The organism is Nocardioides sp. NPDC051685 (assembly GCF_044453405.1).
In the GTDB taxonomy this organism is placed as follows: domain Bacteria; phylum Actinomycetota; class Actinomycetes; order Propionibacteriales; family Nocardioidaceae; genus Nocardioides.
In genome coordinates, this window is record NZ_JBITCR010000001.1 from 114,581 (window position 1) to 129,479 (window position 14,899).

Annotated in this window: 16 protein-coding genes; 10 read left to right on the forward strand and 6 right to left on the reverse strand. The window is 68.0% G+C overall.

The window, feature by feature from the left end; translation table 11 throughout:
• Window positions 1-422: 422 nt before the first annotated feature.
• Complete coding sequence (locus tag ACIA03_RS00505; RefSeq protein WP_396978217.1) at window positions 423-728, reverse strand: MarR family transcriptional regulator; 306 nt, start codon at window positions 726-728, stop codon at window positions 423-425.
• Between the two features lie 67 nt (window positions 729-795).
• On the opposite strand from ACIA03_RS00505, the gene ACIA03_RS00510 reads away from it, so the two are divergent.
• On the forward strand, window positions 796-1,551 hold the full coding sequence (locus ACIA03_RS00510) for a DUF5131 family protein (protein ID WP_396978219.1): 756 nt from the start codon (window positions 796-798) through the stop codon (window positions 1,549-1,551).
• Here ACIA03_RS00510 and tcmP read toward each other — a convergent pair.
• Window positions 1,541-2,788, reverse strand: coding sequence for a three-Cys-motif partner protein TcmP (gene tcmP, locus ACIA03_RS00515; RefSeq protein ID WP_396978221.1), 1,248 nt, complete (start codon window positions 2,786-2,788; stop codon window positions 1,541-1,543). The genes ACIA03_RS00510 and tcmP overlap by 11 nt on opposite strands.
• A 288-nt stretch (window positions 2,789-3,076) precedes the next feature.
• Here tcmP and ACIA03_RS00520 point away from each other — a divergent pair, with 288 nt between their 5' ends.
• Together ACIA03_RS00520 and ACIA03_RS00525 are read left to right on the forward strand one after the other, a co-directional pair.
• On the forward strand, window positions 3,077-4,192 hold the full coding sequence (locus ACIA03_RS00520; RefSeq protein WP_396978224.1) for an ATP-dependent DNA ligase: 1,116 nt from the start codon (window positions 3,077-3,079) through the stop codon (window positions 4,190-4,192).
• 11 nt (window positions 4,193-4,203) lie between these two features.
• Window positions 4,204-4,728, forward strand: a complete 525-nt coding sequence (locus tag ACIA03_RS00525; protein ID WP_396978227.1) for a hypothetical protein — start codon at window positions 4,204-4,206, stop codon at window positions 4,726-4,728.
• A 199-nt stretch (window positions 4,729-4,927) separates the two neighbouring features.
• Here the strand turns inward: ACIA03_RS00525 and ACIA03_RS00530 are convergent, their stop codons facing one another.
• Window positions 4,928-6,013, reverse strand: coding sequence for a DNA polymerase domain-containing protein (locus ACIA03_RS00530; protein ID WP_396978229.1), 1,086 nt, complete (start codon window positions 6,011-6,013; stop codon window positions 4,928-4,930).
• A gap of 141 nt (window positions 6,014-6,154) precedes the next feature.
• On the opposite strand from ACIA03_RS00530, the gene ACIA03_RS00535 reads away from it, so the two are divergent.
• The 3 genes from ACIA03_RS00535 to ACIA03_RS00545 all read left to right on the forward strand — a co-directional run bounded on the left by ACIA03_RS00535 (window position 6,155) and on the right by ACIA03_RS00545 (window position 9,753).
• Window positions 6,155-7,420, forward strand: a complete 1,266-nt coding sequence (locus tag ACIA03_RS00535; RefSeq protein ID WP_396978231.1) for a hypothetical protein — start codon at window positions 6,155-6,157, stop codon at window positions 7,418-7,420.
• A gap of 124 nt (window positions 7,421-7,544) precedes the next feature.
• Window positions 7,545-8,417 (forward strand): DUF4349 domain-containing protein, encoded by an 873-nt coding sequence (locus tag ACIA03_RS00540; RefSeq protein ID WP_396978233.1) that lies wholly within the window; start codon window positions 7,545-7,547, stop codon window positions 8,415-8,417.
• Between the two features lie 40 nt (window positions 8,418-8,457).
• A complete protein-coding gene (locus ACIA03_RS00545; protein ID WP_396978235.1) occupies window positions 8,458-9,753 on the forward strand; it encodes a GNAT family N-acetyltransferase in 1,296 nt (431 codons plus the stop codon).
• 3 nt (window positions 9,754-9,756) lie between these two features.
• Here ACIA03_RS00545 and ACIA03_RS00550 read toward each other — a convergent pair whose 3' ends face one another.
• On the reverse strand, window positions 9,757-10,200 hold the full coding sequence (locus ACIA03_RS00550) for a cysteine dioxygenase (RefSeq protein WP_396978237.1): 444 nt from the start codon (window positions 10,198-10,200) through the stop codon (window positions 9,757-9,759).
• A gap of 97 nt (window positions 10,201-10,297) precedes the next feature.
• On the opposite strand from ACIA03_RS00550, the gene msrB reads away from it, so the two are divergent.
• The 3 genes from msrB to ACIA03_RS00565 are packed head-to-tail and all read left to right on the forward strand — an operon-like array spanning window position 10,298 to window position 12,324.
• Window positions 10,298-10,702 carry a peptide-methionine (R)-S-oxide reductase MsrB gene (msrB, locus tag ACIA03_RS00555; protein ID WP_350715251.1) on the forward strand — a complete coding sequence of 135 codons (405 nt, stop codon included), beginning with the start codon at window positions 10,298-10,300 and terminating at the stop codon, window positions 10,700-10,702.
• A gap of 36 nt (window positions 10,703-10,738) precedes the next feature.
• Window positions 10,739-11,434 carry an HAD family hydrolase gene (locus ACIA03_RS00560; RefSeq protein WP_396979864.1) on the forward strand — a complete coding sequence of 232 codons (696 nt, stop codon included), beginning with the start codon at window positions 10,739-10,741 and terminating at the stop codon, window positions 11,432-11,434.
• Window positions 11,434-12,324, forward strand: coding sequence for an aminotransferase class IV (locus ACIA03_RS00565; RefSeq protein ID WP_396978240.1), 891 nt, complete (start codon window positions 11,434-11,436; stop codon window positions 12,322-12,324). The genes ACIA03_RS00560 and ACIA03_RS00565 overlap by 1 nt, the downstream gene beginning before the upstream one ends.
• Window positions 12,325-12,418: 94 nt before the next feature.
• Here the strand turns inward: ACIA03_RS00565 and ACIA03_RS00570 are convergent, their stop codons facing one another.
• Complete coding sequence (locus ACIA03_RS00570; RefSeq protein ID WP_396978242.1) at window positions 12,419-13,198, reverse strand: LLM class F420-dependent oxidoreductase; 780 nt, start codon at window positions 13,196-13,198, stop codon at window positions 12,419-12,421.
• Between the two features lie 103 nt (window positions 13,199-13,301).
• Here ACIA03_RS00570 and ACIA03_RS00575 point away from each other — a divergent pair, with 103 nt between their 5' ends.
• Complete coding sequence (locus ACIA03_RS00575; protein ID WP_396978244.1) at window positions 13,302-14,582, forward strand: uracil-xanthine permease family protein; 1,281 nt, start codon at window positions 13,302-13,304, stop codon at window positions 14,580-14,582.
• Window positions 14,583-14,601: 19 nt separating this feature from the next.
• Here ACIA03_RS00575 and ACIA03_RS00580 read toward each other — a convergent pair whose 3' ends face one another.
• Complete coding sequence (locus tag ACIA03_RS00580; protein ID WP_396978246.1) at window positions 14,602-14,877, reverse strand: hypothetical protein; 276 nt, start codon at window positions 14,875-14,877, stop codon at window positions 14,602-14,604.
• Window positions 14,878-14,899 lie beyond the last annotated feature (22 nt).

Consider the following 14,899-nt stretch of genomic DNA (forward strand, 5'->3'; position numbering starts at 1 on the left):
GCCAAGAAGAGCGAGACTGGATCTACTGGCACTCCCGACAACGCCGGCGGAACCGCCGCTGGTGAGGATCGAACCGCCGCCTGGCGCACACCCTTCATGCGGACTCCACGAGGATCGTGTCATCAAGACCTGCTGAGTCAGGCTGCACCGACCTCCCGACCCTGCTGCTCCGAACACCAACGCGCCCCGCTGGTGTCGTCAGTCCTGACCGCGGCATAGGCCCTAAGCCGGTCCAACGAGCGCGCGGCGCGTCGCCGCAGCGTACGGGCCGCCTCTGGATGGTCGCGGGCTACCAGCTCGACGGCCGCCGGTGTGGTCAGCCCCAATCGTCCGCGGCGCAGCGGTGCGCCGACGGTCTCCACCACCGGCTCGCCTATCCTGGCAACGTGACCTTCCTGTGAAGCGGGCACTGTCGACACCGCTCAGACGTCGAGACTTATTGCTTGGTCTCGGAGTTGACGGGCCCACGCCCATGCAGGGGAGTCGTTGCGGGCGAGGAACCGACTTCGATTGTCGGTCTTGGGCATGGGGGTCAGGAGCCCGCAGTCTATGAGCTTGCGGATGGCTCCTTGAACGTTGGAGACCGAGGCCAGCCCGAGGGCATTGGCAATCTCCGTTTGGGTGACGAAACCGTCGGACTCCGCGATGTAGAGCATCACTTCGAGTCGATACGTCTGGTTGAACGCGGCGCGGGAGAGCCGCCGAAGCTCCTCCGTGTCAGCCTTCATGAGTACTATGCTACGGGAAACGCGTTACGTAAATCGCGTAGCGTTGTCGGCCTGGGAGTGTGAACAGATGCGACGCAAGACCGGCATCGAGTGGACCGAGGTCACCTGGAACCCAACAACGGGGTGCGACCGCATAAGTGAGGGCTGTGACAACTGCTATGCCTTGGCGATGGCGAAGCGTCTGAAGGCGATGGGCTCTGAGCGGTATCAGACTGATGGCGACCCTCGCACCTCCGGTCCCGGGTTCGCGCTCACAGTGCATCGTGATGCGCTCGCGCAGCCTTACCGGTGGGGCGGACGTCGCGTGGTGTTCGTGAACTCGATGTCTGACCTGTTCCACGCGAAGGTGCCCAAGGCATTCATTCAAGATGTGTTCGCCGTCATCGCGGACACACCGCAGCACACCTATCAGGTGCTCACGAAGCGGTCAGCAAGACTGCCGAAGATCGCGGATCAACTGGAGTGGCCCAGCAACCTATGGATGGGCATCAGCGTTGAGAACGCGGACCATCTCTATCGCGTTGATCACCTTCGTCAGGTGCCCGCCGCGGTCCGCTTCCTGTCTTGTGAGCCGCTGCTCGGTCCGCTCGACGGGCTCGATCTCTCCGGCATCGGATGGGTCATCACCGGTGGCGAGTCAGGCCCGAAGGCTCGCCCGCTCGATCCTGACTGGGTCCGCGACATCCGAGACCAGTGTGTGGATCATGGTGTGCCGTTCTTCCACAAGCAGTGGGGTGGCCGCACTCCGAAGGCTCACGGACGCGACCTCGACGGGGCCGTTTGGTCGGAGATGCCCGACCTGCCCTCCGTGGTTACCGCTTGACGATGTACTGCTTCCACATGGAACGCGACTTCGACTTGTCGCGAGCCCGGACAAGGCCCGCATCGGCGAGGTTGTCCCAAGCCCGTCGGATGGCGGGCTCACCAGCCAGCGAGAGGTAGGCTCCGACCAGCCGCTCGATGTTCGGCGCCAGTTGAACGCCGTGACCGGATTGCATTGGAGCGATAAGAGCGCTGATATTCCCTTCGATGTGGGCGATCGCAGCGGCCTGTAGTTGGTCCTCCCGCAACTTGGCATCCTTCTCGGAGAACTCCCGCAGGTCATCATCGAACAAGGTGCCTTGGCCATTCCCAGGCGACAGAGCCTCCTCGAGATCCTTACGCCGGAACGCTTCACGCCATTTCTCCGTGCCCTTCGAAGCAGAATCGGCGAACTTGTAGGCAGCTGCAGGGTGCGTGAAGAAGAGCGTGAAGTGAAAGAGCATCGCTCCGGTCGGCGATCGACGGATGGGCACCGCCAAGGACGACGCACCAGTCTCCTCCTTGATCATCACTCGATACGCGTCAACGACCTCGATCGCTGCCGCACTCGCGTCGCCCGTGCGGTCACGAGCCTCAAGGAACGCTCGTCGCCACCATTCGCCGCCGAAGAAGGCGTCGGAAAGTTCAACACCGTGCGGCTTGAGGCCGCGGCGGATCTCAGGGTCGTGATGGCTGTCCCACTGCAAGTAGCCGCCGTGTCGGGAGATCGCCTCGACGTTGATGTTGACCAACACCTCCGACGGTGCAGTGCGCCCCGGCTTGAGCAACGTGCCGGTCATGACGTCCTTGGAGACTGCCGAGACACCGAACGGATCGATGAAGGTGAGCACGGGATTGTTCACAGCCCTCGACCAGACCGTCGGTAGATGCTCAGCAACGTCTCCCTGATAGACGTCCGCGCGCAGTCCCTCATCAACGAACGGCTTGATGTTTTCAGACAGTGCCAATGCGTACGCTTGATTGGCTTCAATGAACGCGCACCGCACGTCCCGAGGCGTCGCAAACGATCGCTGCTTCGCGGCGAGCGTAAGCGCCACAATCGGCGAACCATTCACCTGAGCACCGTCGGCGTCTGCGTCGTACTTGCCAGGACCGGCGTAGCCGTCCACAAGCCAGAGCGGCCCGGTGTGTCCGCTGCCAATCATGGAACAGAACGCGTAGGCGTACGAGGTGAAGACGGCATGCTTGAGAACGGCGGCCGGCTTCTTCCCTTTGAAGAAGTCATCGTTGTTGACCATCAGGTCCTCCGGGCAACGAGAGCGCCGGAGACTCCGGCAGCAATGATTTTGCCGTCATTGCCACGTCCCGTCAGGCGAACCACGATGGAATCGACCGTGCCGACGTCCAGCATCTCTGGCGCGGCAGTGTCCAGGTGGTCCAGACGGGCAACGGCGCGAGATCTTCGATTTGGGATTTGGTTAGCTCGACGCTCCAACCGCGGCTCCCGATAACCTCAGGCGAGAGTGCCCCTCACAAGCCTCCCGAGTGGTCGCACCCAACGCACGCTGATCGCTTACGGTGTGCATGTGGACCTTCCTGTGATGCCGCCGATCCTGCCAATGCTGGCCAAGCCGGCATCGCTCGAGAAGGTGCTTTCGATGGCACCCAACGTCCAACTGGAACCAAAGTGGGACGGGTTCCGGTGCATCGTGTTCAAGGACGGGGACGAGGTGGAGCTGGCCTCGCGCAACACCAAGCCGCTGACGCGCTACTTCCCCGAGGTGGTCGAGGCGCTCCGTACAGCATTGCCGGAGAAGATCGTGCTCGACGGGGAGATCTTCGTGGCGATCGGGGACCGGCTGGAGTTCGAGGTGCTGCAGCAACGGATCCACCCGGCCAAGTCGCGGATCGACCTGCTGGCGGAGGAGACGCCCGCTGCGTACACGGCCTTCGATCTGCTCGCGGTCGGCGAGGAGAACTTCTTGGAGAGGCCGCTGACCGAGCGGCGGGCGGCGCTCGAGGAGGTCTTCACGACGGTGACCTCGGACAACGTCCATCTGTGCACGACGACGACCGACCCCGAGATCGCCCAGGACTGGTTCACCCGGTTCGAGGGCGCCGGGCTGGACGGGGTGATGGCCAAGCCGCTGGACGCGCCGTACTCCCCCGACAAGCGGACGATGCTGAAGATCAAGCACTCGCGTACGGCCGACGTGGTCGTGGCGGGCTACCGCGAGCACAAGACGTCGACGCCGGAGAAGCCGCTGCTCGGGAGCCTGCTGCTGGGTCTGTACGCGCCCGGGGACGACGGTCAGCCGGAGCTGCAGCACATCGGGGTCTCGGCCTCCTTCACCGCCGCACGACGCGCCGAGCTGTGGCAGGAGATGCAGGAGCTGGTCGTCCCGATCGAGGACCACCCCTGGGGCCGCTGGCAGGAGTTCCTGACCGCCAACCCCGACCGCGTCCCCGGCACCCAGAGCCGCTGGTCACAGGGGAAGGACCTGTCTTTCACCCCGCTGCGCCCCGAGCGGGTGCTCGAGGTGGGCTACGACCACATGGAGGGGCGCCGGTTCCGGCACACCGCGCAGTTCAAGCGCTGGCGCCCCGACCGCGACCCGGAGTCGTGCGGCTACGAGCAGCTCGAGGAACCCGTGGCGTACGAGCTGTCCGAAGTGCTCGGCGGTGCGTCTAAATCCCGCTAGGGTCTTGAGACATGAGCTACGACGTCGTTCTCCTTGTCGAGCAGGCGATCACCCTCGACGACGCGACCCGGGTCCACTCCCTCCACGAGGGAGTCGAGGACCCGGTCTACCACGTGCTGCTTCCCCTGGAGGACGCCGCCGCACGGATCGAGTCGGCGATGGGCACGCTCAGTGCGGCCGAATACCTCGGCTCGGCGATGATGATGAACGAGGTCGACCTCGACGCGGTGCGCCAGGAAGCCAAGGAAGAGGCTGAGAAGGCCCTCGAGCAGACCCTGAAGGTCCTCAAGACCTCCGGTGCCTCCGCTCACGGCGAGCTCGTCCAGGACCCGGTCAAGGCGCTGCGCGCCAAGGTCGCCGAGGTCGACGGCCGGGAAGCGATCATCATGACCCGCCCGCACGTGGTCGCCGAGTTCTTCCATGTCGACTGGACCCATCAGGCCCGCCGCCACCTTCACGTCCCGGTGCTGCATCTGATCGAGCACGAGACCTTCGACGAACAGGCCGGCGAAGGCGAAGGAATCAACGGAATGTGAGATGTTTCGGCTCCATTACCGCTAAAACTGCAAATGTGACAGGGGGCACATCAAAGGTTACCGCTCTGTTACCGGGTTCCCGTGGCAGTTGTGGACCGCATTCCCATAGGATCTTGGGGTTCGCTGTTCCGGGGGGATCCAGCGACAAGGAAGTGCCTGCTCGTGCGATCGGGGGATCCGCGCTGAGCGGGCACTTCTGCTATTTGTCGCCGATCCGGTTGCCCTCCTCGTCCCAGTGGGACGCGACCTTCTTGCTCGGCTGCACCCGCGGCGGCTCCCCCGGCATCTTCGGGTAGTCGGGCGGGAAGTTCAGCTCGCCTCCGGGCAGCTTCTCCCACAGCTCGAGCAGGGGCGTGAGGTCGTACGCCTCGTCGTCGATCTCCGCCCACCGGTCGCCGTCGGCGAGGAAGTCGGGGACGGTGAAGAGGTTGAGCTCTCGCGGGTCGTCGAGGTCGGCGAGCTCGTCCCAGGTGAGCGGGGTGGAGACCGGGGCTCCGGGCTTGGGACGCAGCGAGTAGGCGCTCGCGATCGTCCTGTCCCGGTTGTTCTGGTTGAAGTCGACGAAGATGCGCTCCCCGCGCTCCTCCTTCCACCACGCGGTGGTCACTCCCCCGTCGCGGCGCTCCAGCTCGCGGCCGAAGCCGATCGCGGCGTGGCGCAGCTCCTCGAACGTCCACTCCGGCCGGATGCGTACATAGATGTGTACGCCGCGGTTGCCGCTGGTCTTCACGAAACCGCGCAGGCCGAGCTCCTCGAGGGTCTCCCGGGCGACGCCGGCGACCCGCACGACGTCGACGAATCCGGTGCCGGGCTGAGGGTCGAGGTCGATGCGCATCTCGTCGGGGTGGTCCACATCCGCGCGACGGACGGGCCAGGGGTGGAAGGTGAGCGTGCCCATCTGGGCGCACCAGACCGGGATCGCCGCCTCGGTGGGGCAGATCTCCTTGGCGGTGCGCCCCGACGGGAAGGTCACCTGGACCTCCTCCAGATAGTCGGGAGCGCCCTTGGGCGTGCGCTTCTGGTAGAAGCCGTCGCCCTCTTTGTCGGTGGGACCGGTGGCCAGCTTCATGCCCTCGCGCCAGCCGTCGGGCCAGCGCTCCAGGGCGGTCGGACGCTCCCGCAGCGCACGCATCAGCGGATCGCCGACGGACGCGAAGAACTCCGCGACCATCAGCTTGGTGACCTCCGGGGTGCGGTCCGTCGCCTCGTAGATCACCCGGTCGGGGCTGGAGATCCGCACCTCGCGCTCGCCTGCCCGCACGTGTGCCGCCGGTGTCTTCGCCATGGCGCCAACCTAGCCCGGCCCGGGCCCCTCCCCCACCGAAATCGCCCGGACAGCCTCCGCAACTCACTGGCCAGTACGTCCCGAGAGCGGCATGATCCGCTCCAACGTACGGCGACAGCCACGATCTCGGAGGACCCCCACATGTCGACTCGAACCACGGCACTGACCGCCGCCACAGCGGCTCTGACCGCCGCCATCACCCTCGGCCTCACCGGCACGACCGCGACCGCGAGCGCAGACCCGGCCTGCGCAACCGTCGCCTCGCCCGACACCCGGGTGGAGCACACCCGGCTCACCGACCCGGTGGTGACCGACATCCTGGCCCGTTCCGGGTTCGACGACGTCGCCGGCGCGGTGCGTACGGCCGTCTGCGACGCCGGCAGCAGCAGGGCCGCCACCGCTGCGGCACGGCTCGCCGGCCAGCAGCTGTGGCAGCGCGCGGTCGACCGGGTGCAGGGTCGTGGCGACGCCGGCGGCGACCTGCCGCGCAGCGACGACCGGCCGCTCTACTGGGCCCGGCTCGCGGGCGAGCTGGAGATCGCCCGTGTGGCCCCGGGCTTCCCGACCTGGTCCGAGGACGCCCGGGCGAAGGTGCTGGCGGCCTTCGACCGGAGCTCGCGCGGTATCGAGTCGACCGCCTTCGCGGGCGGTGAGTCCGGCCGGTCACGGCAGGTGCTGGCTTCCGGCTTCGACCCGTTCACCCTCGATCGCAACATCCGTCAGTCCAACCCGTCCGGGGCGACTGCGCTGGCGATGGACGGGCGCGTCGTACAGACGGCGAAGGGTCCCGTCGAGATCCAGACCGTGGTGTTCCCGGTGCTGTGGGAGCCGTTCGCGCAGGGCATCGTCGAGCGCGCCTTCCTGCCGCACCTGGTCCCCGGCAAGCGCGACGTGGACACCGCCATCACCATCAGCCAGGGCCGCGCCGGCCGGTTCGACCTCGAGGTCTGGAACGGCGCCCATCGCGGCACGTTCCCCGACAACGACCGGGTCAGCGTCAACGAGACGATCCCGATCCCCGAGGACGTACCCCATGCCGACCCGCAGCCGCAGTGGACCCGGACCACGCTGCCGGTCGAGGCGATGAAGGCGGCCGTGCCCGGCACCTTCCCGGTGAACATCAACCGGGTCGTCACCGAGATCCCGGCCGGATCGACCACTCCGGTCACCCGGGAGGACCCGACGCCGGGCTCCACGGCGGTCGCCGGTGGCGGCGGTGACTACCTGTCCAACGAGTCGGCCTACCGCACCACCGCCCTCCGCGACGCGCTCGAGGCCGACACCAAGCAGGGCCACATCCACGTTCCCGTCCTCGACGGGGACGCCACCGGCGAACCGCTGGCCGACGTGCGGGCCGACATCGTGGCACAAGCCCTCGATCTGGTGGCGGCTGCGGCGACGAGCTGATCCCAAGATGACCCGAACGAGATGGCCCGAAGGAACTAGCCGTCTCCCGCACCGTTTTCATGCCCCCGGGCGTACTGAGGGCATGAAAACAACAAAGGTCAGGCCTATCTCGGGTGCGGCCCTTGTGATTGCCAGCATCTTCGCCCTCGGCGCCTGCGGCGGGTCGGGCGGATCCGACGAGTCCTCCGCCGACTCCGGATCGGTCGCGTCGCTCTCCGACAGGTCGGCCGGAAAGGCGGCGCCGGAGGTGGCGGCCCCTGATGCGGACGACGCGGCGGCCCCGAACCAGGCCGTCATGAAGGCGTCGATCATCTCCACCGGCTCGGTCGCGCTCAGCGCGAAGGACGTCGGAAAGACACGTACGCAGGTGCAGCACGTCTCCGACAGATACGCCGGCCAGGTCACCGAGCAGGAGACCAGCGACAGCGACGACGGCGGCCCGCGCCATGCCCGGATGGTCCTGCGGATCCCGTCGAAGTCCTTCGACGAGGCGATGGCCGACCTGGAGGACACCGCCACCCTCGTCGACTCCAACACCACCTCCACCGACGTCACCACCGAGGTCGTCGACACCGAGGTGCGGGTGAAGAACGCCCGGACGAGCATCGAGCGGATCCGTACGCTCCTCTCCCGTGCCGAGAGGATCGGCGATGTCATCTCGATCGAGTCAGAGCTCGCCCGGCGCGAGGCCGACCTCAACTCGCTGCTCGCGCAGCAGGCGGCCCTCGAGGACCAGACCTCGTTGTCGACCATCACCGTCAACATCGACCGGGCCGCTCCCGGCGGCTCCGGCGACGACGACCCCGGCTTCCTCGCCGGACTGAGCGCCGGCTGGGACGCCCTGGGCGCCTCGGCCCGCGTCCTCGCGATCGCAATCGGCGCCGTCATCCCGTGGGCGCCGGTCGTCCTGCTCCTCCTCGCGCCCCTCTGGTTCCTCGCCCGACGCCGGAACAAGGTGGTCGCGCCGGTGCCGGCCGCCGGCCCGACGGAGGAATAACCGGTCGAGATCGGGGTGCTCGGCGGCGTACGTTCTGATCATGAGCGCGCTCGAGCACCCCGGTCTCGTCTTCCGCAGCCTCGACCCGTTCGACGGGGACGAGGCCCTGCTGAAGGGGTGGTACGAGGCGACGCGCCGTGGCTTCCACCAGTCCCGGGGCAACGACGACGGGATCCAGGTCTGGCGCGACCACACCCGCGCCGACTCGGTGACGCTGCTGGGGGCGTGGACGGAGAGGTCGGAGTTCTCCTCGGCCACGATCCCGGTCGCGACGTTCTCGTCCTGGACCTCGCCGGTCAACGTCGGTGGCGGCACCAGCCTGCCGGCGCTGCTGATCAGCGACGTGACCGTCTCGCCCACCCACCGGCGCCAGGGGCTGCTCCGCAAGCTGATGACGGTCTCGCTCGCCGACGCGGTCGCCGCGGGGGTGCCGCTGGCCGCGCTGACGGTCTCGGAGGGCTCGATCTACGGCCGCTTCGGGTTCGGCACGGCCACCCATCTGCGGCAGGTCGAGGTGGATGTGACCTCGAAGTTCCGCTATCGCCCCGAGGTTCCCGCCGACGACGGTTCGGTGACGCTGATCGAGCCGGCCGACGCCTGGAAGACGGTCGTCGAGATCTACAGCACCTTCCAGGAGCGCACCCGCGGCTCGGTCACCCGGCCACACTTCTACGAGCCGTGGCTCGCCAGCGGCTACGACTTCGACAGCGACTCTAAGGGCGAGTCCAAGCAGCGCGCCGTGCTGCACCTGGACGCCTCCGGCACGCCTGACGGCTACGCCGTCTACAAGACCGCCGAGGAGCGCAACGACTCCGGGCTGCGGATGGCGCGCGTCGTGGACCTGGTTGCGCTCACCCCCGCGGCCTACCTGCGGCTGTGGCGGTTCCTCGCCGACATCGACCTCGTCGAGCGCGTCGCGTGGCGCCGGGCGCCGGTCCAGGACCCGCTCTACTGGGCGCTCGCCGAGCCGTTCGTGTTCAAGAGCGAGGAGCACGACGACATGCTGTGGGTGCGCGTCCTCGACGTGCCGGCCGCCCTGCAGGCACGACCCTGGTACGCCGCCGACGAGATCGTCCTCGGCGTGGACGACCCGCTCGGGCACGCCGCCGGTGCCTGGCGGATCGCCGTGCGCGACGGCCGGGCCGAGGTCACACCGACCGACGCCGCCCCGACCGTGGAGCTCGCCGCGGACACCCTCGGCGCTCTCTACCTCGGCGGCGTCGACGTACGCACCCTGGCGGCCGCCGGCCGGATCAGAGGCTCATCCGAGGCGATCGAGACCTGGGCGGCCATGGCCGACGGCGGCCCGCTGCCCTACTGCATCACCGGCTTCTGACCCTCAGGGGCGTCCGGGCTCGGCGCCGATCAGAGTGATCCGGTCGCCGAGAAAGTGGTAGCGGTGCATCGCGTCCAGCCTCGGTGCGTAGGCGTGCAGGCTGATCGCCGGGCGCGAGCCGACGTTGCGTACGTCATGGACGTGGCCGGCGGCGTGCGCCCGGGCGTCGCCGGGGCCGATGTCGGCGATCTGCAGGCCGCCGAGCCAGTTGTGCTCGACCAGGCTGCCCTGGAGCACGGTGAAGGCGGTGGTCGCGGTGCCGTGGTCGTGGAATCCGGTGCTGGCGCCCGGGGCCCAGACGATCATCCAGACCTCGACGTCGTCGTCGCGGCGGAGCAGGTGGAACTCGCGCCCGTTCGCGGGCACCTGGACCCGACCGAGCAGATCCTCGTCGTCGGCGTAGGTGCGGATGGCGTCCAGCAGGGGCTGCATGGCAAGTGCGGTCAAGGTGGCCTCCTCCAGAAGCGTCGTGCGTTTAAGTATAGTAGATCACCCCACTTTGGCAATGGAGTTCTGCTCCCACCCCAGACGTACCATTTCAACCATGGGTTACAACGTGGAGAAGTCCGACGAGGAGTGGCGGGCAGAGCTGTCGCCCGAGGAGTACGCGGTGCTGCGCCAGGCGGGCACCGAACGGGCATTCACGGGTGAATACACCGACACCGAGACCAAGGGCGTCTACTCGTGCAAGGCCTGCAAGGCCAAGCTCTTCGAGTCCGACACCAAGTTCCACTCCGGCTGCGGCTGGCCGTCGTTCTACCAGCCGATCTCGGACACGATCGAGTACATCGAGGACAAGTCGCACGGGATGGACCGGGTGGAGGTCCGCTGCGCCAACTGCGGCTCCCACCTCGGCCACGTCTTCCCCGACGGCTACGGCACCCCGACCGGCGACCGGTTCTGCATCAACTCGATCTCGATCTCGCTGGAGCCCGCCGACGAGGCCTGATCCGGCTAGCGTTGCGCCGTGACTGTGCGGATCGCGATGTGGTCGGGGCCGAGAAACCTATCCACGGCGTTGATGCGCTCGTTCGAGAACCGGCCCGACTGCACGGTCCTCGACGAGCCGCTGTACGCCGCCTACCTCGCGGCCACAGGCCTTGATCACCCGGGCCGTGATGACGTCCTCGCCTCCCAGCCGAACGACTGGCGGGTCGTGGCCGAGGAGATCACGTCCGGGCCGGTCGAGGCGGCGGTGCAGTACCAGAAGCACATGACCCATCACCTGCTCCCGGACATGGACCACGGCGCCTTCGCGGGGCTCTCGCACGCGTTCCTGGTCCGGGACCCGGAGCGGGTGCTGACCTCGTACGCGAAGGTCCGCGAGGAGCCGACGCTGGAGGACCTCGGGCTGCCGCAGCAGGTGGCTCTCTTCGAGGAGTTCGGCGGGCCGGTGGTCGATGCCGCCTCGATCCTGGCCTCGCCGCGGGCCGCCCTGACCGCACTGTGCGAGGCGCTCGGCATCGGCTTCGACGAGGCGATGCTGTGGTGGCCGGCCGGGCGCCGCGACTCCGACGGGGTATGGGCTCCGCACTGGTATTCCGGGGTGTGGGCCTCGACCGGGTTCGCCGCCTCCTCCCCCGGCGCCGCCGACCCGCTGCCCGCGCGCCTGGCGCCGCTGCTGGAGCGCTGCCTGCCCTACTACGATCGCCTCGCCCCCTATGTCATGAAAGTTGACTGATGCTGCAGACATACGACCCCCGCAACGACGACCTCCAGGTCTGGATCAACGGTGAGCTCAGCCACCGCCTGGAGGCGCGGATCTCGCCGTTCGACTCGCTCGCCCAGGGTGGCGACGGCGTCTGGGAGGGCCTGCGGCTCACCCGGGGACGCATCTTCAAGCTCGACGAGCACCTGCAGCGGCTGCGGCGCTCGGCGCGGGCCCTCGCCTTCTCGGACATCCCCTCCGACGCGTTCATGACGACAGCGATCCGGGAGTGCCTGGCCGCCAACGGGATGAACGACGACGTCCACATCCGGCTCACGCTGTCCCGCGGGGTGAAGGTCACCTCGGGGATGGACCCGCGGCTCAACCAGTCGGGTCCCACGCTGATCGTGCTGGCGGAGTTCAAGTCGCCGGTCTACGACGACTCCGGGATCACGCTGATCACCGCGGCCCAGCGCCGTCCTCGCGCCGACATGCTCGACCCGAAGATCCACCACAACAACCTGATCCCCTCGATCCTGGCCAAGGTCGAGGCCAACAACGCCGGCGCCGACGACGCGCTGATGCTCGACGATCTGGGCTTCATCGCGGAGACGAACGCCACCCACTTCTTCCACGTACGCGACGGGGTGCTGCGCACCTCGACCACCCGGGCGTGCCCCGAGGGGATCACCCGGGCCACCGTCCTCGACCTCGCCGCCGACCTCGGCCTGCCGGTGGACGTCGGTGACTTCTCGCTCACCGACGCCCACACGGCCGACGAGGCCTTCGTCACCGGCACCATGGGCGGCATCACCCCGGTCGTCTCCCTCGACGGTCGCCCGATCGAGCGCGGGCCGGTGACGCAGCAGCTCGCCAAGGCGTACGCCGACCTGCAGGCGACCTCGGGGACGGTCGTCTGCTGATCCTTCGTCAAGGTATGCAGCCGAAGGGTCACATCCCCCGCGGAGGTCCGCCAGGGATGTGACCCTTTCCCTACATACCTCGATGAAGGACCGCTCAGGCCCCGACCGAGTCCCGCCAGGCGACGAGGTCCTCCAGCGGCTTGAGGTCGTAGTCGGGACCGCCGACTCCGTAGGTGAACAGCCGGGCACCGGCGTCGTAGAGCGGCTTGGCGGCCTCGGCGCTGTTGGCCGCTGTCGAGATCTCGATCTCGGTCACGTCGCGGCCGATCGCCTCGCAGTGGCCGGCGAGGATGGCGCGCTTGCGGTCCAGGGTGGCCACGTCGGAGAAGGAGTGCCAGATGTCGGCGTGCTTCGCGACGTACTTCAGGGTCTTCTTCTCGCCGCCGCCACCGATCATGACCGGGATCTTGCCCGAGCCCGATCGGCCCAGCGGTGCCGGGTTGAGCGAGGCCCACCGCTTCTCGATCCGCGGGAGCGCCTCGCCGAGGGCGTCGAGGCGCGAGCCGGCGGTGCCGAAGTCGTAGCCGTACTCGGTGTAGTCCCGCTCGAACCAGCCTGACCCGATCCCGAACACCAGCCGGCCCTCGGAGATGTGGTCGACGGTGCGGGCCATGTCGGCGAGCAGCTCGGGGTTGCGGTAGGAGTTGCAGGTCACGAGGCAGCCGATCTCGACGCTCGTGGTCTGCTCGGCCCAGGCCGCGAGCATGGTCCACGCCTCGAAGTGCTTGCCGTCGGGTTCGCCGTAGAGCGGGTAGAAGTGGTCCCAGTTGAAGATCACGTCGACACCGATCTCCTCGGCGCGGCGTGCGGCCTCGCGGATCTGGGCGTAGTCGGCGTGCTGGGGCTGGATCTGGACTCCGATGCGGATGGTCATGTGTCCAACCCTACGGAGCGCCTGGCTTCCGTCCTCGCGTATATCGGCCCTATCGTTCGGCAGGCGGCGGATCGAGCCGTACGAGAGCTGAAGAGGGTGCGAGATGCGATTCGGTTGGGACCTGCACGAAGACGGCAAGAACGTACGTGAGGGCGCGATCGTCAAGCCCGGCGAACGGCTGAGCTGGCCCCGCACGATCGGCTTCGGTGGGCAGCACGTGGTCGCGATGTTCGGCGCCACGTTCCTGGTGCCCCTGCTGACCGGTTTCCCGCCGACCACCACCCTGTTCTTCTCCGGCATCGGCACGCTGCTGTTCCTGCTCATCACGCGCAACCGGCTGCCCAGCTACCTCGGCTCCTCGTTCGCCTTCATCGCGCCGATCGGTGCCGCGATGGGCGGCGGCGGGATGGGGGCAGCCCTCTTCGGCATCCTGGTCACCGGCGCGCTGCTGGCGCTGGTCGGGGTGATCGTGATGATCACCGGCACCGGGTGGATCGAGGTGCTGATGCCGCCGGTGGTGACCGGTGCCATCGTCGCGCTGATCGGCCTCAACCTGGCCGGCGCCGCCACCAACAACGTGGTCGGCGGTGACCCGGCCAAGCCCGACAACGGCTCGGTGCTGGTCGCCGCGATCACCCTGGCCACCGTCCTGGTCGTCGCGGTCGCCTTCCGCGGGCTGATCGCCCGGCTCTCGATCCTGGTCGGCGTCGTCGTCGGCTACATCGCCGCGCTGGTCATGGGCCAGATCGACACCTCGGCGTTCGAGAAGGCCGCCTGGTTCGGGCTCCCCGACTTCACCGCGCCGGACGTGACCTGGTCGGTCGTACCGATGTTCCTGCCGGTCGTGCTCGTCCTGGTCGCCGAGAACGTCGGCCACGTACGCAGCGTCGCCCACCTCGCCGGCGACGACACCATCAACCGGGAGACCGGCCGGGCCCTCTTCGCCGACGGCCTGGCCACCACCATCGCCGGTGGCTTCGGTGGCTCGGCGACCACGACGTACGGCGAGAACATCGGCGTCATGACCGCGACCCGGGTCTTCTCCACCGCCGCCTACTGGGTGGCCGGTGTGGTCGCGATCCTGCTGTCCCTGTCACCGAAGTTCGGGGCTCTCCTGAACACGATCCCGGCCGGCGTGCTCGGCGGGATCACCGTCGCGCTCTACGGCCTCATCGGCCTGATCGGCATCCGGATCTGGCTCGACAACCGCGTCGACTTCGCCGACCCGGTCAACCAGTTCACCGCCGCCGTCGCGCTGGTCATCGGGATCGGCAACCTCACCCTGACCTTCGGCGACCTCACCTTCACCGGCATCGCGCTCGGCACCATCGCCGCGGTCGTGATCTACCACGGGATGCGCGCCCTCGCCCGGCTGCGGAGGTAGGTGTGACGCTGAGCCCAGATCAGATGTTCATCGGATCAGGGTGAGGCGTCGCACCGGGAACGTCGGACCAGGCCAACCGCACCTCGATGTCGTCCTCGCCGTGAACGTTGGTTCGGGAAACGACCTCGCCGACCCCGTCAACCAGTTCACCGCCACCGTCGCCCTGGTCATCGGCATCGGCGACCTCACCTTCACCGGCATCGCTCTGGGCACCATCGCCGCAGTCGTGATCTACCACGGATGCGCGCGCTGGCGAATGCCCGCGCCTGAAACCCCGCCTAAACCATCGCTTCACTGTTCGCAGCGCACTCCCACTG

Bases quoted from the DNA above. Each gene is read 5' to 3' on its own strand.
- ACIA03_RS00525 (WP_396978227.1), top strand. From the start codon at position 4,204: ATGAGCTACGACGTCGTTCTCCTTGTCGAGCAGGCGATCACCCTCGAC.
- ACIA03_RS00510 (WP_396978219.1), top strand. From the start codon at position 796: ATGCGACGCAAGACCGGCATCGAGTGGACCGAGGTCACCTGGAACCCA.
- ACIA03_RS00570 (WP_396978242.1), bottom strand. From the start codon at position 13,198: ATGACCATCCGCATCGGAGTCCAGATCCAGCCCCAGCACGCCGACTAC.
- ACIA03_RS00545 (WP_396978235.1), top strand. From the start codon at position 8,458: ATGAGCGCGCTCGAGCACCCCGGTCTCGTCTTCCGCAGCCTCGACCCG.
- tcmP (WP_396978221.1), bottom strand. From the start codon at position 2,788: ATGGTCAACAACGATGACTTCTTCAAAGGGAAGAAGCCGGCCGCCGTT.
- ACIA03_RS00560 (WP_396979864.1), top strand. From the start codon at position 10,739: ATGTGGTCGGGGCCGAGAAACCTATCCACGGCGTTGATGCGCTCGTTC.
- ACIA03_RS00505 (WP_396978217.1), bottom strand. From the start codon at position 728: ATGAAGGCTGACACGGAGGAGCTTCGGCGGCTCTCCCGCGCCGCGTTC.
- ACIA03_RS00530 (WP_396978229.1), bottom strand. From the start codon at position 6,013: ATGGCGAAGACACCGGCGGCACACGTGCGGGCAGGCGAGCGCGAGGTG.
- ACIA03_RS00575 (WP_396978244.1), top strand. From the start codon at position 13,302: ATGCGATTCGGTTGGGACCTGCACGAAGACGGCAAGAACGTACGTGAG.
- msrB (WP_350715251.1), top strand. From the start codon at position 10,298: ATGGGTTACAACGTGGAGAAGTCCGACGAGGAGTGGCGGGCAGAGCTG.
- ACIA03_RS00565 (WP_396978240.1), top strand. From the start codon at position 11,434: ATGCTGCAGACATACGACCCCCGCAACGACGACCTCCAGGTCTGGATC.
- ACIA03_RS00535 (WP_396978231.1), top strand. From the start codon at position 6,155: ATGTCGACTCGAACCACGGCACTGACCGCCGCCACAGCGGCTCTGACC.